14 protein-coding genes and 1 pseudogene are annotated in these 18,908 nt (G+C 52.2%); 8 read left to right on the forward strand and 7 right to left on the reverse strand.

The annotated features are described in order from the left end of the window. Positions 1–68: 68 nt before the first annotated feature. The 4 genes and pseudogenes from H6F91_RS09900 (at position 69) to H6F91_RS09910 (ending at position 3,590) form a co-directional block, all read left to right on the forward strand. A complete protein-coding gene (locus tag H6F91_RS09900) occupies positions 69–1,370 on the forward strand; it encodes a dihydrolipoamide acetyltransferase family protein (RefSeq protein WP_190770619.1) in 1,302 nt (433 codons plus the stop codon). A gap of 208 nt (positions 1,371–1,578) precedes the next feature. Then, positions 1,579–1,872 (forward strand): annotated as a pseudogene (locus H6F91_RS27885) (hypothetical protein); the annotation flags it as partial. A 150-nt stretch (positions 1,873–2,022) separates the two neighbouring features. Further along, the gene (locus H6F91_RS09905) at positions 2,023–2,424 is read left to right on the forward strand and encodes a RidA family protein (RefSeq protein ID WP_190770618.1); all 402 of its coding nucleotides are present in this window, start codon (positions 2,023–2,025) and stop codon (positions 2,422–2,424) included. Beyond that, positions 2,421–3,590, forward strand: a complete 1,170-nt coding sequence (locus H6F91_RS09910; RefSeq protein ID WP_190770617.1) for an FAD-binding oxidoreductase — start codon at positions 2,421–2,423, stop codon at positions 3,588–3,590. Before H6F91_RS09905 ends, H6F91_RS09910 begins: the two co-directional genes overlap by 4 nt. Before the next feature lie 376 nt (positions 3,591–3,966). Here the strand turns inward: H6F91_RS09910 and H6F91_RS09915 are convergent, their stop codons facing one another. Both H6F91_RS09915 and H6F91_RS09920 read right to left on the reverse strand, forming a co-directional pair. Next, entirely contained in the window at positions 3,967–5,355 is a 1,389-nt protein-coding gene (locus H6F91_RS09915) for an AtzE family amidohydrolase (RefSeq protein WP_190770616.1), read from the reverse strand. A 129-nt stretch (positions 5,356–5,484) separates the two neighbouring features. Further along, the gene (locus H6F91_RS09920; RefSeq protein ID WP_190770615.1) at positions 5,485–5,682 is read right to left on the reverse strand and encodes a DUF4089 domain-containing protein; all 198 of its coding nucleotides are present in this window, start codon (positions 5,680–5,682) and stop codon (positions 5,485–5,487) included. A gap of 371 nt (positions 5,683–6,053) precedes the next feature. Here H6F91_RS09920 and H6F91_RS09925 point away from each other — a divergent pair, with 371 nt between their 5' ends. Both H6F91_RS09925 and H6F91_RS09930 read left to right on the forward strand, forming a co-directional pair. Further along, complete coding sequence (locus H6F91_RS09925) at positions 6,054–6,803, forward strand: hypothetical protein (protein ID WP_190770614.1); 750 nt, start codon at positions 6,054–6,056, stop codon at positions 6,801–6,803. A gap of 64 nt (positions 6,804–6,867) precedes the next feature. Continuing rightward, positions 6,868–7,758 (forward strand): alpha/beta fold hydrolase, encoded by an 891-nt coding sequence (locus tag H6F91_RS09930; RefSeq protein WP_190770613.1) that lies wholly within the window; start codon positions 6,868–6,870, stop codon positions 7,756–7,758. Between the two features lie 109 nt (positions 7,759–7,867). Here H6F91_RS09930 and H6F91_RS09935 read toward each other — a convergent pair whose 3' ends face one another. The 4 genes from H6F91_RS09935 to sixA all read right to left on the reverse strand — a co-directional run bounded on the left by H6F91_RS09935 (position 7,868) and on the right by sixA (position 12,530). Beyond that, positions 7,868–9,490, reverse strand: a complete 1,623-nt coding sequence (locus tag H6F91_RS09935) for an ATP-binding protein (RefSeq protein WP_190770612.1) — start codon at positions 9,488–9,490, stop codon at positions 7,868–7,870. Positions 9,491–9,843: 353 nt separating this feature from the next. Beyond that, positions 9,844–10,410: a GNAT family N-acetyltransferase gene (locus H6F91_RS09940; RefSeq protein ID WP_190770611.1), complete on the reverse strand. Its 567-nt coding sequence runs from the start codon at positions 10,408–10,410 to the stop codon at positions 9,844–9,846. Positions 10,411–10,415: 5 nt separating this feature from the next. Then, positions 10,416–11,657: an amidohydrolase family protein gene (locus H6F91_RS09945; RefSeq protein WP_347280023.1), complete on the reverse strand. Its 1,242-nt coding sequence runs from the start codon at positions 11,655–11,657 to the stop codon at positions 10,416–10,418. Between the two features lie 372 nt (positions 11,658–12,029). Beyond that, positions 12,030–12,530, reverse strand: coding sequence for a phosphohistidine phosphatase SixA (sixA, locus tag H6F91_RS09950; protein WP_190770610.1), 501 nt, complete (start codon positions 12,528–12,530; stop codon positions 12,030–12,032). A 340-nt stretch (positions 12,531–12,870) separates the two neighbouring features. Between sixA and H6F91_RS09955 the strand changes: the two genes are divergently transcribed. Beyond that, positions 12,871–13,929, forward strand: a complete 1,059-nt coding sequence (locus H6F91_RS09955; RefSeq protein WP_190770609.1) for a folate-binding protein YgfZ — start codon at positions 12,871–12,873, stop codon at positions 13,927–13,929. Positions 13,930–14,891: 962 nt separating this feature from the next. Next, complete coding sequence (locus H6F91_RS09960) at positions 14,892–17,558, forward strand: EAL domain-containing protein (protein WP_199307730.1); 2,667 nt, start codon at positions 14,892–14,894, stop codon at positions 17,556–17,558. Positions 17,559–17,925: 367 nt separating this feature from the next. On the opposite strand, the gene H6F91_RS09965 is transcribed toward H6F91_RS09960, so the two are convergent. Further along, a complete protein-coding gene (locus tag H6F91_RS09965; protein WP_190770608.1) occupies positions 17,926–18,741 on the reverse strand; it encodes a TlyA family rRNA (cytidine-2'-O)-methyltransferase in 816 nt (271 codons plus the stop codon). Positions 18,742–18,908 lie beyond the last annotated feature (167 nt).

The following is an 18,908-nucleotide window of genomic DNA, read 5'->3' on the forward strand; positions in this document are numbered from 1 at the left end:
CAATTATCAGTTGCCAAGATTGCACTGACCCATCCCATCCATCCTCATCCCTAGCAGACTTAAAGCCAATGATTTACGAAGTTTTCATGCCCGCCCTCAGCTCCACCATGGAGGAGGGCAAAATTGTGTCCTGGACAAAGTCTCCGGGAGACAAGGTCGAAAAAGGCGAAACCATTGTGGTCGTCGAGTCCGATAAGGCCGATATGGATGTGGAGTCCTTCAATGAGGGATATCTGGCGACAATTATTGTGGAGGCTGGTGGTGTAGCTCCTGTAGGAAATGCGATCGCCTTTATTGCTGAGACTGAAGCTGAAATCGAAGCGGCTAAGCAGAAAGCCGCTAACCTTGGCGGTGGAGCTGCTGCTCCGGCCGCCGCTACTGCTCCTGTGGTAGAATCGGCCATTCCCTTAGTGTTGGAAGAGGTGATTCCCTCTAAGAATGGTTCCAGCAATGGCGGTCGCCCGGTCATTTCGCCCCGCGCTCGCAAACTGGCAAAAGATTTGAAGGTTGATTTGGCCACCCTCAAGGGCAGCGGCCCCTACGGTCGGATCGTAGCTGAAGATGTCGAACGTGCAGCGGGTAAAGCGCCCTCTGCGGCTCCTGTCGCAACGGCTCCCGCTCCTGTGGCAGCTCCGGCCCCGGCTCCTACAGCCCGCCCTGCGGCCGCTCCGGCTCCGGCTCCCGTCCCTGCGACACCCGGTCAGATTGTGGCATTTACCACGCTGCAAGGAGCTGTAAACCGCAGCATGGTGGCAAGTCTGGATGTTCCTACCTTCCACGTCGGCTACACCATTACCACCGACGAGCTGGATAAGCTCTATAAGCAGATCAAGAGCAAAGGGGTGACGATGACGGCGTTGTTGGCGAAAGCGATCGCCGTAACCCTCCAAAAACACCCGCTACTGTATGCCAACTACACTGATCAGGGCATCCAGTACAACAGCAGCATTAACGTAGCCGTTGCAGTTGCCATGGATGACGGTGGGCTAATCACCCCCGTTCTACAGAACGCTGACCAAATGGACATTTACACCTTGTCTCGCACCTGGAAGGATCTGGTGGAACGGGCACGGGTGAAGCAACTGCAACCTGCTGAGTACAGCACTGGCAACTTCAGCATTTCGAACTTGGGAATGTTTGGAGTTGATCGCTTCGATGCAATTCTGCCTCCTGGTCAGGGTTCTATTTTGGCGATCGGAGCTTCCCGTCCTCAAGTGGTGGCAAACCGCGAAGGTATGCTGGGAGTTCGCACTCAGATGCAGGTCAACATTACCTGTGATCACCGCATTATTTACGGTGCCCATGCAGCAGCGTTCCTGCAAGACTTGGCGAAGCTAATTGAAACCAATGCCCAATCCTTAACCCTGTAAGGGCTTTTGGGAAGTCTATAAAAAGAGCGCGGTGTTTTTCACCGCGCTCTTTTTATTAGGATTTGGGACTTTTTAAAATAAACTTTCTGGTGCTGAGTCCATAACGTTCTATCTAGAGTAATCCGGTTTGATTTTTGAAAGAGGTGGGAGAGAATACGAAGACCGCTCGGAATCGGGGTGCCTAATGACGCATATCTCTGCTCAGGCTGCTGTAGAAGAGTTGCAAGGGTTTATTGCGAGCAATCCAGATGCCCGTGAAATGCGAAAAGCCTTAGCGCTGAAACTGATGTACCAGAACTGAAATCGGTGAATTGGAGCAGCACCTGACCGAGTACTATGATGTGGTCTATGAATCTAAGTAAAGCTACTACGATCTGTTTGAGGCCGCCGGGATGAGTTGGAAGAAAACTCCCAAAGGTAACTCGAAAGAAAATTCTCAAATAGCCGCAGCAACAAAGACGAAATTGGGTGGTTGCTGGCAAGCTACCGGAAGGAAATCGAGCGGAGCACTCTAGGCGGTGCTTTAAAGCGGTTTCGAAGCCTTATTGGCTCGTACGAGCCAATAAGGCTTCGAAACCGTTTCAGAACATTTCTGCAACGAAGTGTTACATTGCTTTTTCGTATACTAGCCACATGCGAGGTGAGCAATTGCATGGAACGACAGAATTTTTCCACGGGTACCCCGTGGGAATCTTTAGCTGGGTATTCCCGTGCTGTACGGGTTGGGCCATTTGTCTATGTGTCAGGAACAACGGCCAGTGATGCCAGTGGACAAATACAGCATCCGGGCGACCTCTATGGGCAAGCTATCTATATTTATCAAAAGATTGAGGGTGCTTTAAAGGCGGTGGGTGCGAGTCTACAAGATGTTGTACGAACTCGCGTTTATGTCACCAACATGGATGAATGGCAGCAGGCCACCCGTGCCCACCATGAAGTTTTTCAGGATATCCGTCCGGCCAATACCCTTGTTGAGGTCAGTCGCCTGGCTACACCCGATATGTTGGTCGAGATCGAAGTAGATGCGTACATAATGCATGAGGCACAGGCATGAGTTACGACTGGATTGTAGTCGGTGCAGGACTGGTTGGCTCTGCTGTAGCCTATGAGTTGGCAAAGGTCGGGTTTTCAGTCTTGCTGCTGGACCAGTCGCCCGATCCTTCAAACGCGACTCGATACAGTTATGGCGGTATTGCCTTTTGGGCTGGAGATAGTGACTTGACTCGGCAACTTTGCCAGGAAAGTGAGGCCATTCATCCCCAACTCTCCGAGGAATTGGGTTATGACACCCAGTTTCGTGAAATGGACATGTTGCTAGTGATCGACCGCGATCGCGATCCCACTGCCATTGCTGCTTCCTACCAGCACTACCGCATCCAACCTCAACTGCTTGACCCGTCTATGGCGGTGAAGATGGAACCTTTGCTAGAGCCAAAGGCGATCGCAGCTGCCCTTCACATTCGCCACGGGCACGTTGATCCAGAGTCCCTGACTCGGGCGTACCAGCATGGTTTGAGGCAAGCCGGGGGACGGGTAGAAATTGCGTCTGTTGAAAGATTTGTGCAGACGGGCGAACGGATCGAAGGGGTTGTGACGTCGCAGGAAATCTATAGCGGCCAGGTCATAGTTAGCGCCGGGGGATTGAGCCGAAGGCTGCTGTACCAGATGGGCATTTCCACACGTCTCTATTACACCCAAGCCGAGATTCTGGAGACGCCGCCTCTAGAGACTGTGTCTCTGCAAACCATTGTGATGTCTGCGGAGCTGCAACGAATGCCCATGGAAGCGAAGGCTACTCGCCCCGAGTATGAGTCCCTCTGGGATGAACCGGGTCACGAACCTGTGCCTCCTATCCTGGATGTCGGTGCGATTCAATTTCAAGACGGACGCATCCGGATTGGGCAGCTTAGTCGGGTGCTGACGGACCCAGATGCTCTGGTGAATGCAAGTGCAAGTGAAGAACAACTGCGCGATCGCATTGGTCAAGTTCTCCCCTGCTTGAAATCGGTTCCGGCCGCCTGGGGAAGCTGTTTGGTGGGGTTTAGTGGCGATCGCCTGCCTCTGATAGGGGCCCTTCCTGGTGTCAGTGGTCTGTATCTCTGCTCAGGTTTTAATGGGCCTTTTTTACTGGCTCCTCCGCTGGCTCGCCGGTTTGCCAAATCCCAAAAAGGGGAAGCTGACCCAATTTTGGCGCAGTTATCTCCCGCCCGGTTTTCCTAGTACGTGACGGCTTAAGTTCATGGGTTGATTTCTGCCACTTATTGCTAAACCTCAGTTTGGGATAAGGTGAAGTGCTCATTTTGGTGTGCGCAAAGCGCACACCAAAATGAGCGTTTTTGAGTGCCGCGCAACGCGCGGCACTCAAAAACGCCCTTAACCCGAACTCAGGTTACTAAAGTCTGCTTTAAAGGTCATTTTTCCGTGTGTGGAGCGCATGACAGAAGACCTTTAAAGCCAGCTTTAAAACACGTTCTAGGATCTCGTACGGAATAAAACCTGGATTTTTTGTGGGAGATGCGGCTAAAGCGCACCTTCCACAAAAATCCAGGTTTTATTCTATTTGTATTCGTGAGGATAAATGTTTGATCAATCGTTTTTAAGGGGAAACCACGGGAGCTGCAATGACCCCTTCTGCTTCCAGAACAGCGGCAGCTCGTAGAGCTAGCGCTTCATGGTAGGGGGCCGCAATGATCTGCACGCCAATGGGTAAGCCGGTTTGTTGTACCGGTACGACAAGAATGGGCAGGCCAATGAAGGAAAGGGGCTGAGTATAAAGCCCCAGGTTGGGACGCAGAGGCACTTCTTCGCCGTCCAACATCAGGGTCTTTTGCCCAATTAAAGGTGCGGGGCAAGGAGTGGCAGGAGCCAGAATGAGATCAACAGTCTGAAACAACTCACGGACACGATCGCGGTACCAGCGGCGAAACCGTTGTGCCTGGATGTACCAGGCGGCCGGCATGAGAGCGCCTGAGAGAAAGCGATCGCGCGTTCCAGGGTCAAAATCCATTGGGCGAGTTTTTAGCCGTTGCAGATGCAGCGCACTCCCTTCACAGGTAGTAATGACATAAGCGGCAGCTCTGGCTCGCTTTGCCTCGGGGATGACAACGGTTTGATCAGCTCCCAGGGCTTTGGCAACTTTGGCAACGGCATCCAGTGCTTCCGGGTGAGCACCCTGGGCGAAGTAGTCTGTAGCGATCGCCACCCGCAGACCTTCCAAGCCTTTCGCTAACTGCGGCAGAGTTGGTTCAGGGGCCCGGGTCGAGCAGATGGGATCTCTTGGGTCAGGGCCATGTAAGACATCAAAGCTGGTAGCGATATCTTGCACGGAACGGGCAAAAGGGCCAATGTGGTCGAGGCTGGCAACAAACGGGTAGGCTCCGGCTCGAGAAACCCTGCCATAGGTCGGTTTCAATCCAAAGATGCCGCAGAGGGATGCGGGTACCCGAATCGAACCATTGGTATCTGAGCCGAGGGATAGCGGCACCAATCCTCCTGCGACAGCGGCAGCAGATCCGCCAGAGGAACCTCCAGCCACTCGGGCCAGGTCATGGGGATTATGGGTGGGGCCGTAATGGCTGTTTTCAGTGGTGAAGCCATAGGCATACTCATCCATACGCAGGGTGCCCACGAGGATTGCGCCGGCTTGCTTGAGCGCTGCGACCGTCGTAGCATCCTGAATGGCAGGTAGATTCTCCCGGTTAATTTTGGACCCGGCAAGGGTGACAACCCCGGCGACATCCAGCAAATCCTTGACGGCAAAGGGGACACCAGCCAGAGGACCAGGATCTTGACCGGCGGCGATCGCTCCATCCACCGTCTCTGCCTCTGCCATTGCCTGCTCGGTCAGCACGTCTGTAAATGCATTGAGCGACACGTTACCTGCCTCAATCCGTGCCAGGGTTTGCTGCGTGACCTCTTTAGCACTAACCTCACCCGAGCGCACCGCTGTTGCAATGGCGATCGCATCTACTTTCCCCCAATCCATCCCACTACCTCTCCAGCTAAGGAACACAAACTCTCGTAAACGTGTGAGCGTCAGGATAACCCTCTTACACAGAAGACACGGGCCTAAATTTTGCTGAGTTAAGGCTGAGCAAAATTCATGAATCAACGATTACGGCTCAAAAGTTGGGCCTGCCTCCAGGTCGTCGGGTAAGGGAAACTCCATAACGAGGCGGGCGATCGCCGACGTTCGCATCATGTTGTCTACTACGCCTTCCAGACATTCGGGGGAAATGGGTAGCCCAATCAGGGCTGCTACCTGTTCTACATAGGTCTCAACGGCGTCCCGGTTTGATGATGTCTCTGTCATAGCCCCTCCTATGTTGAATCTTTCCGATTGTGCCGCTGTTGGGTACCGCAGATTGTAGTCCGTGAGACGTCTTTGTATGGGTGCGGAGGGCGCGATCGCACTAGCTGGTAGGAACTCTAAAAGCTACACCAGTTCAGTTAAAAGTGCATTGAGGGTGCTTTACTCACCATCAACGCACTTCTTACCCTATAAGGTACGAGAGGGGGATGTAGGACTTCGTCCTGCATCCCCCTCTCGTACCTTATAGGAGCGGAAAATGCTGTAGAAGCAGTACAAATCCTTTGTCCTGACGGGTGTGTGCCTTGTAAGCTGCTATCCGCAAGACTGGAGGTTAATAGTACAATCTGGAGCATGGTCTGGTCTGGAGTCCGATGGAAATTTCTCTACTCATTGGCAGTCTCATTTTGCTGGTTATCGTCGGGTTCCATGCCTGGTTCTCGTACCGCATTCTGCAAGAGGTTCGCCATGAGAATAGCCTGTACCGGGGGGCGATCGAGCGTCAGCTACGATTAGCGTCGTTGCCCCATGTTTACTGTGACATCCAGCCCCTGGCCGATGGTGCCGGAATGCATCTGGGCATCTACAACATCGGCAATACCCCGGCCTATGACGTGCACATAGACATCATTGGTGCTTATGCCGTCGAGGGCATGGATATTCCCACCTTTATGCGAACGTTTGTGCAACCTCGTTTTCGCAAATATCCGCTGCAACCCGATAAGGTGGGTTACTACGGCGTTCGCAACAGCGCTCGTTATCCGCTTCTGGCCTATCAAAAACGTCTGGAACTTCCCCTCAAAATTCCTGCTACCCCAGTGGATGTCTATGCTCTTTTGCAATACCGCGAGGTCACAGGAGTGAACTATCACCAGGTGTATTGCTTTTCAGAGGTCAATGAGCAGGGCAATTACCGGGCTAATCTAGCCGAGCCGAGTCGTGCCGAGATTATCGAGCGCTTACATTTTTACGATACGGACGACGCTAAGATCTCCAGCCAGGAAAAGGCACTTCCCTTTGCGCTAAAGGCGTTTATCGATCTGTGGAATCACTCCATGTCAGTGCGCTTTACCCTGCTGGAACCGGAGGGCGCAGCCCCTGTCCCCTCCGTTCAGGAGATTTAGCATCCCTACCGAAACCTCGCTATGATCGAGGCAGTGGTTTACATAATGTAATATTGCGATCGCCATGACTCTCACCCACACCGCTTCCGTTGAGACAAAAACCTGGCAATGGCAGGGGTTTCCAATTCGCTATCAGCAATCTGGAACAACAGGGCCAGCGGTGGTATTGATTCATGGGTTTGGAGCTTCCAGTGATCACTGGCGAAAAAACTTACCGGTTCTCGGGGAAACCTGCCGAGTGTTCGCACTGGACTTACTCGGGTTTGGCTTCTCGGCAAAGCCCGAGCCTGGAAATCCATTGGCTTACAGTTTTGAAACCTGGGGCCAGCAAATTTTGGACTTCTGCCAGGAGATTGTCGGCGAACCCGTGTTTCTGGTAGGTAACTCCATTGGTTGTGTGGCAGCGGCTCAGGCAGCGGTGATGAATCCGTTGTTTGTGCGGGGGGTAGCGATGTTGGACTGCTCCCTACGGTTGCTGCACGATCGCAAACGTCTAGCTCTGCCCTGGTATCGTCGGATGTCAGCGCCGGTTCTGCAATCAATTTTAAGCAATCGCGCGCTTGGTCATCTCTTTTTTTCGCAGCTGGCGAATCGGCGCACCATTCGTAAAATTTTGCTGCAAGCCTACGGGCGGAAAGACGCTGTGACCGATGAACTGGTGGATTTTCTCCTCAAACCTGCCTTTGAGCCGGGAGCGGCTGACGTCTTTTTAGCCTTTATTAAATACTCTGAGGGGCCTTTAGCAGAAGATTTGCTCCCAGAGATGACCTGCCCGGTGCTGATGTTGTGGGGAACAGTCGATCCCTGGGAACCGATTGAGTTGGGGCGTGTTCTGGCAGAGTTTCCTGCGGTCGAAGAATTCGTGCCTCTGGAAGGAGTGGGCCATTGCCCCCAAGACGAAGCACCTGAGCTCGTAAATCCACTGCTACAAAACTGGATTGCACGGCATACCTGAGCTTGTCTCAGTTCCTTGGTTTGCCTAGGGTTTGGAGTACAGGGTGCGTCGCAACTTATACCCCAAACCATCGGTTGATTTTGCCGTGCAGGACCGGGTAAGAGAAGGCCTACTCGTAAACTGGAAGCATCACTGAGAATGTGCTGCCTTCACCCGATTTACTCCGGACAGAAATTGAGCCGCCACAGCGCAGCAATAGCTGCTGCACAATAGACAACCCGAGACCAGCCCCGCTCGTGTCATCCCCTTGCCCATGACGTACCCGATAGAAGCGATCGAAAATTTTGGGAATATCAGACTGGGCAATGCCAGCGCCTGTATCGCGCACATCAATTTGAACAAATTCACCCTGCTGTTTTGCCTTCACCCAAACCTGCCCGCCCTGCGGCGTGAACTTAATCCCGTTGTGTAACAGGTTGATCACGATTTGCCGTAACCAGGGGGTGGTGCAAGTCACCGTGGGCAGATCTTCTGGGACGGTGTAGGCCAGCATAATGCCCTTTTCCTGAGCCAGAGGCTGGTAGGTGCTGACAATTCCTGGAACGACATCAGACAAGCGGATGGGTTGGGTGGCGGTGTGGTCATCCACGTTTTCCAGTTGCAGCAGATCGAGCACGCTGGTGATCAGTGAACCCTGGCGATCGCACTCCTGGGTCAGCATATCCATGTACCGCTGTCGTTGGGGCGGCTTCAGAGTCGGCGATCCGAGCAGCGTCAGTGCCGTTTTCATACTGGAAAGGGGCGTACGAAGCTCCTGCCCGACGTTCTTCAGGAACTCGTCTTTCAAGCGAATCGCGTTCTGTAACTCTTCATTTTCGAGTTGTAAAGTCGATGCCGACTCAGCCTGCCGACGATAGCCCGCCGTACGATGCCACATTTCTTCTTGGCGCTGGATCTGGCGCACCATTAGGTGGCTCAGGATAGCCGGGTCGAGATGAACCTTGTTCGCTGGAGCGGTTACCTGAGACCAGTTCAGCAGCAAAGAGGTGAGTTCTTCCTGTTGTTGATTGTGGGGCACGCTAGAGGCGATCGCCAGATGAATCCCTGTCAGTACCTTCTGAATCGTGGCCGAGTCAAAGGAGCAAAGGGTTAACAGTAAATGCTTCCGCTCCTCCTCGTCCGCTAGCGGTGATTCTAGAGAGGTGTCGGCTGGAATATCTTCGGTTGCTACCGAGCGCTCCTGACTGCGAATGGTGCGGGGGCGGTGGGCCAGCACCAGCACCGAAAACTCCTCCGAGAGGATAAGGACAAAATATTCGCGCCGAAGCTGAATTTCTGACTGAATGGGTAAAAAGACGCTGTTGGCTGTATCGGGTTGTGCTGCTGCGATGACGCCCTGGTCATCAATCAGCGCATCCGTTTCAGCACTCATCAGCTGCAACTCAATACTGGAGCAAGAGTCCATGTCAGAGCCAAGCTCGGCAGCGAGCATCCCCATCTGCGCGGCTAGAGAGGACTGTTTGGGCGGCTCGCTCCGGTGACTGCTAAAGGCATAAATGGTGTGCGGAGCCACAGCCGAACGCCGAAATCGCTCAACTTCTGCTTGCCATACGTCTCCTCGGGGCAGCTTCATCCACACCGTCGCTGGAATCTGCTTTTCTAGCAATAGGTCGATCAGCAAACTGATAAGCGACTTGAAGGTGGTGGGGCTAAGTTGCAGAGGATGAGGGGGCTGCTCCGAGCTAAGCGCTAGTTCGTAGAGGGAGACATCTTGCAAAGAGGACGATTTCATGAAGAAGTGACTCTCAAATAATGCAAAAAGAACCTGAAACGGAACAGGGCACTTTATCCATAAATCTAGAGAATTAATCGCCTTTCCGGGCGGTTCTTAACCCTTCTTAGACTTTGCTTAAAAAGTGTTGCAGACGACATGTTGCTGTTTGGGAGTTCATCTACCAAAACAATTTTCAAGCAACTTTTTAAATTCTGCTTGAAAACAATAGGATATGCCTGAAATTTCCCTAATGTTTATCCAACCAGGTCAATTTGCAGTGCTTAATTGTCGTTTTGGTTAAGAACGGCCGTTGAAATGACTTTGTTAGGCCATGCTCAGGCCGAAGGTATCGCTGTTGGTAGCTAACCCAGCTACTGATCACCGTAAAAACTGGGAGGATGAGCCCCCGGCCAGGGGCCAGGTGGGGTCTCTGGGAAGTCGCGACTATAGTGTTCTTCCCGATAAACCTTGAGACCACGAGCCTGGTAATTCTTAAGAGCGGTGGGGCCATCTAAAGAACACGTGTGAACCCATACCCGGTTGGCCCCAATATCCCAGGCTTGCTGAATACCTGTACTCAACAGGTGCCCACCAATTCCCTGCCCGATGAATTGGTGAATGAGCCCAAAGTAAGCAATTTTTACGCTCTCGTCGGGTTGGGTTTCGAGCTCAATATAACCGGCTGGAGTTCCAGCGTAGTAAGCGACCCAGGTTTGCAGGTCCAGACGATTGACGTAAGCCCACCACTGCTTGTAGGTCCAGGGAATGCGATCGCACCAATACCAATGCCCCCCCACACTTGTGTAGAGAAACCGATTGAGCTCAGGGCAAGGGACTTCGGCCTGCAACACGGTCAAGCTAGGGTCATCAGAGTATTTGGGCCGGAATTCCGACCGATCGCGCATTTCCAGATACCAGGTGGTGACATCAAGCAGCATAGATCTTATAGGGCTAGGGCTGCGCTGGGGGAAAATGAGCGCTGAAGTGTGGTTTGAGCGATTAAGTGGCCGCTCTTGAAGACGGTGCGATCGGCTGGGGTGAGGGCGATCGCCTCTGATACAGAGGATGCTCCCAACAATACCAGATCTGCCGGGCACCCTTCCTGCAAATTATGGACCAGACCTATCGCCCGGGCGGCTTGAGTTGTGGCCATTTCCAGGCACAACCGATGTTGCTCGATGGTGCCTAACTGGAGTACCTCCGCCAACAGCAATGCCACCTTCAGCACATCGCCGTCTCCAAAAGGGGTAAATAGATTCTGAGTGTTATTCACTGCGACGCCCACATTGACGCCAAGTTCCGCCAGACGATGAATAGGGGCTACTCCCCGCCGGACATTGTGAGTGTCCTTTCGGGCCATGATGTAAATGTCAGAGGCTGGCAAAGCCAGAATTGAAATATTGGTATCCCTGAGGGCTAGACCGATGTCTGTCAACTCGTTGGGGGTCAGTGCTGCCAACTTGGTCATGTGGCCCAAGCATACACGCCCCTGCCAACCTCGCCGTTGAGTTTCCTCGATCACGAAGGGCACCAGCATGGGAGCGTCATCATCCAGAAAATCTAGATGAAAGTCGACATCGCAATCAAACTCCTGAGCAATGTCGAAAATAATTTGTACGTTGCGGTGAGGGTCGGGGTCCACATAGGGGGCTGAGCCAATGACATCACCACCCATATGCATGGCCTGACGCAGTAAATCAGCTTCGCCTTCAACATTTGTGATGCCCTCTTGGGCAAAAACTGCCAATTGCAGAGTGATACCCCAGGCATATTGCTGCCGCAGAGGCAGCATTGCCTCCAGCGATCGCAATCCCAAAGTTGGGTCAACTTCCACATGGCTGCGGATGGCTGTGATCCCGTGGGCGATCGCCCGTTCCAGGACTCTCCGGCCCCGTTCCTGCATATCCTCAATGGTAAAACTCTGCTTTAATCGCAGGGTCTCGCGCATGGCTTCGGCAAACGTGCCTTCATAGGCAGGTGCGCGGTCATAAATGAGCGCTTTGTCTAAATGAAAGTGAGCGTCTACCAGAGCAGGAATTAGGAGACGGCCACTGGCTTCTAGCTCACGGGCAGCCTCTGTCTCAATGTGGGGGGCGATGGTGGAGATGCGATCGCCCATAATGCCAACATCCCAGAGCCCATCCCGCCCAGGCAACCCAGCCCCAGTAATCTTCCAATCCAGCACAGTTGATTTTGCCCTTAGTACGCTCAATCCATGTATATAGCTTTTCTCAAGGATTTGTATAGCGATGAGTTGATGCTTTAATTTCTGGACATGGGATGTGAAGGAAAGGGCGTTATCTTTTCACCACATCCCATCTGGACGTCTAGTGGTGTGCCAATGTTTAAGTGTGGGGTAACCCTACACTTATAGCGCTTGAAAAGTGCTTAAAATCTGTTTGTTTTTGTAAGAGCTGTGCAGCGCGCTGCTCTCATAAAAACAAACGTGGCTGATTCAAGCACAGAGCCCTGTAATTAGATTTAAGGAATTTTTGAGAGGTCGTAGCCCTCAAAAATTCTTTGACAGAGTGCTGGAACCCTACCCCTCAATTCATGCTCAGTCCATCAAGAATCGTGGGGGTGTGAGCCAGAACAGTTCACCCTGCCCAATCGGTGATCCAGTTTTCGGTAAGGTTATGCCGATGACCCCGGCTTTCTTCAACCGAATGTGATAGCGAATTTCGCCCCAAACAAGTTGCTCGGCCCAAGTGCTCAAGTTCGGTTCATGGCCTACTAAAGCCAAGCATTCGCTGCCGCTCTGTTTCCACGTTTCAAACCAGGGAAGCCAATCTTGAATATGGCCTTCTGGCGCAAGTAGGCGCGACTCTTCCAGGGTTTTTCCTAAACCCGCTGCTACAAAGATGTCGGCGGTTTGCCGGGCTCGTACGAGGGGGCTGGTCAAGATACTATCAAAGCGAATTCCAAAGGACTCCAGTCGATTAGCAATCTGCTTGGTTTTTCGCTGGCCTTCGTCGGTAAGGGGACGTTTTTCATCATCAGCATAGCTGCCATGTTCTCCAGCGAGGCCATGGCGAACGATGTAAAGGTCGATGGGCATGGGGTAGCTCCAGGCAGATTATGAGTGAGGAATTTTGATAGCAAGTTTTGCGGTGGCACAGGAGAGATCATCGTACCAATCCCATTCCATCACGACAAATTCCCTGGGTAGGAACTAGTAATTTTCATTTTGGCATCCAGCCCGAACACTCGCCCGAGGCGAGTGTTCGGGCTTCAAAGCCGAGAGTTTGTGACCCCAAGGCCTGAACTATCAGCTTTGAAGCTCACGGAGAATTGGTGCCGAATGACACGGTGACGCAAATGAGAGCGCAGGTATGCAGGATACTGGAGAAAAGGCTTGATCGCCTTCGATATCCCCTAATCGAAAAGACTGAATTGAGATGAGCCAGGCACTTCGCAACCAACAAACCGCCCAAGGAGCCCAACTGGGCACTGTAGCAGAGCAGGCTGTACCCCTCAGCTTTAGTAATGATGCGATCGCCCTCCAGGCTACTCAAACAGGGGTCGCACTGTACGATCGCACCCATTGGGGCCGCATTCGAGTGGGCGATCGCGATTACCTCCGCTTCCTCCATAACCAGACCACCAATGCCTTTGAGGGGCGGAAACCCGGTGAGGGTTGCGATACAGTTTTTGTCACTTCTACAGCCCGCACTATTGACCTGGCAACGGCTTACATTCTGGAAGATGGAGTGTTATTGCTGGTGTCACCCGGGCGATCGACCTCCCTTATCGCCTGGATGGATCGTTACATCTTTTTCGCAGACAAGGTAAGTCTGCAAGATGTGACCACTGAAACGGCTGCTTTCAGCGTGATTGGGCCGGAGAGTGAAACGCTGTTGCGGACATTGGAAGTGGAATCGCTGAGTAATCAGCCCTATGGCACCCATCAAGAGGTGTCGTTAAAGGGAATACCTGTGCGGGTCGCGGTGGGCAGTGGGGTGGCGATCGCCGGATATACCCTGATCACGCCTATAGACCATGCTGCGGATCTATGGGGCATCCTGGTCGATACTGGAGCAGTGCCTATGGGAGAAAACGCGTGGGAACAACTGCGGATTCAACAGGGCCGGCCTGTCCCTGACCACGAACTCACGGATGACTTTAACCCTCTAGAAGCCGGGCTTTGGTCTACCATTTCCCTCTCTAAAGGCTGCTATATCGGTCAGGAGACGATCGCCCGGCTTTATACCTATCGCGGTGTTAAACAACAGCTCTGGGGCATTCAATTAGAGGGTGCAGTTACACCTGGTAGCACCATCACAGCAGGCGCTGAAAAAGTCGGCGTTCTGACTAGCAGCATTGCTACGGATGCAGGCTATTGGGGCTTAGCCTACATTCGTACAAAGGCGTTGGAAGGTAATCTGCAACAGGTCCAGGTGGAAGGTGTCTCCGGGTATCTTGTCTCTCTACCTTTTGTGGACCATACCTACTTGTGATAGTCCCAAAGTCTTGAGGATCACAAATAAAACAACCTGTCATTCTTGTTGTGGGAGTGGTGACAAAATCACCACTCCCACAACAAGAATGACGAAGATGATCTTTTACGTTACCTTTCTAGTTTCCCTGTAATAGAAGAAAAGCTTAGGGTAGCTATAAGTTGGTTATCAAAGTTGGGTTCTTCAATATAGCGCTGTGCACGTTGATTAAGTACGGTGGTGTGGGGCACGAAGTGCCCCACACCACCGTTGCTGTACTTAACGCACTTGCACATTGCTATAGATTCATAAGCTTTCCAAAAGCTAGAAACAACATTTTCTATTCTTCGGTAGTTGACTCAATCAATTAGCATAAACCCCGAAAAACTGTTCCTACGGCTGTGCGGTGGGAACAGTTTTTCGAGGTTTATGTTAATTAATCTGAGAAGCGGTTTGAAAACCCCCGGGAAAAGACCATTTTGGTGTGTGCTCTGCGTACGCCAAAACGGGCACTCGGGCCTATCCTGAACTGAGGTTGATTACCATTACTGACCGATTTTGGTTTTGGAGGCTTATTTGAAACAATTACTTTTTGATCCTCAGGGTAAAAACTAACCGTTTGAGTACCTACTTTATACAGCCTCTGAATATCGGTGGAGTAAGGCATCTTTTTACTCCATCTCTGGGAATACTTAATTCAAGGTTACCTAAGTTAATTGTAGAAATGATTCTGTACCTTGAAAGGATAGACAGGCGTTAGACAAAATTGCCTTGTCAGCAAAAAATTGGGTGTGTCTCAAGCGTGTAAATAAAGATCAACAATTGTAAAGTTTGTTGTAAATGCTTCTACAAAGTTCAGTTTGTTTATCGTTTTCAAGGCGGGTTCCTACGGACTATTGTCCTACTTAGGAGCTGGCTGAAATTCAAATTTTCTTCAAAGTTATCTTCTAGTCTCTTATTACATTTGTTGTGAGAAAACTACCTTGGCTCACACCCCTTCCCCCCATGAACACCTGCTCCATAATATTGCGAGCCGGATTCGCCAATCTTTAGAATTGCCTGAAATTTTAAGAACTGCTTCTCAAGAAATCCGGCAATTTCTAAACATTGATCGTGTCAAAATTTATCGCTTCGATGCAGATGGCTCAGGGCAGGTTGTTGCCGAAGCGCTCTGCCCTGATCGGCTGCCTTCTCTCCTCCATCTACACTTTCCCGCCGAGGATATTCCACCTCAGGCCCGCCAGCTCTTTGTACAGGCTCAGCAACGGGTTATTACGGATGTGGCCGCTCAGCGCCGGTTAACTTACAGTTTTGATCCAACCCACCCGGAAGGCCGAGCCCAAGAAAAAGACGTACGCTACAGCCCGGTTGATCCATGCCACCTGGAATACTTGCAGGCGATGGGGGTCAAGGCTTCTGTTATTCTGCCTATCTTGCATCAGCAGCGATTATGGGGGTTGCTGGCGATTCATCATAGTGAACCCCGTCATTTTGCGGAGCCCGACTTACAGGTGGTGCAGTTACTGGTCGATCAAATTTCAATTGCGATCGCCCAGGCTGAGTTGCTGGCTCAAGCCCGTCATCAAGCCTTTCAGGAAAGCACCCTGAATAAAATCAGTGGGTTACTTCACTGCCCACTATCGCCGGAAGAAGCCCGCCAGTGTGTGTTAGAGGCTGCGGTCAATGCGTTAGGTGGTTCCGGAGGACGGCTCTACATTATTCCTGAGTCTTCAGAGTCTCGGGGGCAAGTGTATCTGCATGGGGAACAACCTCATATCGCGCGGTTAGAGGAGGAGCCCCAGTGGCAGAGTTTAATGCACTATTCCAGCAGCTCCCTGACACGCATGAGCCTGGTGGAGGCGATCGCCTCCTGGCAGACCAGTCAGTCGCCCTTGATACAGGGGAGCGACCTGGAGCCTCTGTCCGTGCAGAAATTTCGGTCCGTTTCCCTGGCAGAACTGCAGCGAAGCCCTCAACTCAAGACCCTGGCTCAGGGGTTTGCTGCCTCTAAAATTCGTTCCTTATTGATGGTGCCGCTGGAATTTCAGGGGCAGTTCATGGGATATTTCACAATCTTCCGTAACGGTTACGACCAGGAGATTTTGTGGGCCGGTAAGCGTTATCCTAACGAGCGACATCAAAGACCCTGTGCATCCTTTGATGCTTGGCTGGAGGTGCGCCGTGACCAAGCGCCTGAGTGGACCTTGGAAGAACGTCGCCTAGCTCAGGCCATTGGGACGCACTTATATATGGCCGTGATGCAGCGGCGAGTGGAGAGCCTGATGCGCTATCAAGCCTCCCATGATTCCCTGACGGAGTTGCCCAATCGGCTCATGTTTGGGGAGCGGCTGGCGCTGGCCTTGGCGGATGCCCAGTACCGGGATGAAATGCTTGGGGTTGCCTTTTTAGATCTCGATCGCTTTAAGACGATCAATGACACTCTCGGCCATGCGACGGGAGATGAGCTGCTGAAGCTGGTGGCTCAACGACTACGGCGAGGGCTGCGAAGTTGTGATGCGATCGCCCGTTGGGGTGGCGACGAGTTCACCTTGATGTTGCCCCATCTAACCTCCGCGGAGGATATCAGCAAGCTGGCCCAGCAGGTTCTAGACAATCTGGTAGATCCCTTCTCTCTGGATGGTCAGGAGTTTTATGTCACCGCTAGCCTGGGGATTGCTCTGGCTCCCTATGATGGTCAGGATGTGGAAACCCTACTGAAGCACGCTGACATGGCGATGTACCAGGCCAAACAGCAGGGCAAAAATAACTTCCAACTGTATTACGAGAAAATTCACAAACGTACCCTAGAGCACCTGACGCTGGAGAGCGATCTGCACAAAGCGTTGAGCCGCAATGAATTTTTGCTGTTCTATCAACCCCAAATTCAGCTTCAAACCTGTACTGTGGGTGGTTTAGAAGCACTGCTGCGCTGGAATCATCCAAAGTTAGGGTTTGTGCCTCCCTCACAATTTATTCCCCTGGCAGAAGAAACGGGGCTGATTAACCCGATTGGCGATTGGGTGCTGCACGAAGCCTGCCGACAACATCAGGTATGGCGATCGCTCGGCCTCCCGCCTATTCGCATCGCAGTCAACCTGTCAGCGAAACAATTCCAGCAGGCCAATCTGGTCAACAAAATCCTGACGATTTTAGAGGAAACGGGTATGGAGCCGCGTTATCTCGAAATTGAAATTACTGAAAGTGCTGCTATGCGGGATGTGCAATTTACCATTGCTACACTGCAACTGCTTCAGGAATTAGGTATTCAAATTGCTCTAGATGACTTCGGTACGGGTTATTCTTCGCTCAACGCCATTAAGCATTTCCCGTTGAATACGCTGAAGATCGATCAGAGCTTTGTGCGGGAGGCCTGTCATGACTCCAGTGATGCGGCGATCGCCCGCACCATTGCCGCTCTTGCTAAAGGGCTCAAGCTCAAAACTGTGGCCGAAGGCGTCGAAACCCAGCAACAACTTAATTTCCTACACGCGATCGGTTGCGATGGGGCCCAAGGGTTCCTGTTTGGAAAACCTAATCCCGCCGATCGCATCCCTGATGTGCTGGGGCTTCATTCATCTTTCTGCCTGAGCCTGGGTAATTCGAAGGAGGTGCATAGCACCCCACTAGAAGCACAACAACTGAACCCTTGATGAAACCAGGTTTTGTAAAAGCAATAGGTTACTCCCGCCGCTTTTGCAAAACCTATGAACCGAATTGCGATCGCAGTTCCGTGAAACGCTTTCAATCCAAAGGTTTTTGCCTATAACCTACCGCGATAAAAAGTTCAGGACTTCGCCCTTATAGCAATGTGCAAGTGCGTTAAGTACAGCAACGGTGATGTGGGGCACTTCGTGCCCCACATCACCGTACTTAACCAACGTGCACAGCGCTATATGTTGTGTGGGGTGTGCGAAGCACACCCCACACAACATAAGGGCTCTAAATTTTGAAAAGCTACGCAAGCCAGCTTTTCAAAGCTAAACTTTCTGGTTCTGAGTGCGTAGCGCTATACACGGGCTAATTCTCGGTAAGCTGCTGTCGAGCTTGTTTGGTTAGCTCTAAAATTTCCTGCAACGTGGGTGGAGGGGTGAGAGAATTCATGCGCAGCCACAGCAGGTATTCGATGTTGCCAGCGGGGCCGAGCAACGGTGACCAGGTAAGGCCACAGTAACCCCAGCCCAGGTTAATAGCAGATTGGAGAACCTGGGCGATCGCCTCGGCCTGATCTTTCGCCTCCCGTACAACACCCTTTTTGCCGACCTTCTCTCGCCCTACCTCAAACTGGGGTTTGACCAGCAACACCACTTCGCGAGGTGCCTGGAGCAGGCCCCAGAGGGCAGGCATTACCTTGGTTAGCGAGATAAATGACACATCAGCAACGCCCAAATCGGGGAGGGGAGCGTCGCCGTACAGATCTTCGGCGGTGAGGTGGCGCAGGTTGGTGCGCTCCCGTAAGATGACGCGGGGGTCTTGGCGCAGGCTCCAGGCAACCTGGCCGTAGCCGACATCTACCCCATAGATTTGGGCAGCACCATTTTGTAGGAGGCAGTCAGTAAAGCCGCCCGTGGAGATTCCAGCATCCAGAGCAATGCGTTCGGCTACAGCAATGTCAAAAGCTTCGAGAGCTCGGGCGAGTTTTTCGCCACCTCGGGAGACGTAGGGCGATCGCTGCTTGACCGTAATATTGGCTGCTAAATCAATTTCAGTGCCGGGTTTATCGATCACCTGCTGGTTGACCTGCACTTCGCCCGCCCGGATCAGGCGTTGGGCCTGTTGTCGGGAATCGGCGAGCGATCGCTCTACCATCAGCATATCGAGGCGTTGTCGCGGCACAGGCAATCCATGGGTAAATAGGGCAGATTCGGGTGTGTTTTAGAACTGGCTAGAAAGGTTGATTTTTGGGTGCATGAGGCGCACAAAAAAATAACTTTTAAAACAGACCCTAAGGGATGTGTTGGCATATCCATCCCACAGGTATTTTAGAACCCTCTCTGGTGAGT

It is taken from the genome of Leptolyngbya sp. FACHB-8 (assembly GCF_014695575.1).
In the GTDB taxonomy this organism is placed as follows: Bacteria; Cyanobacteriota; Cyanobacteriia; order Elainellales; family Elainellaceae; genus Vacuolonema.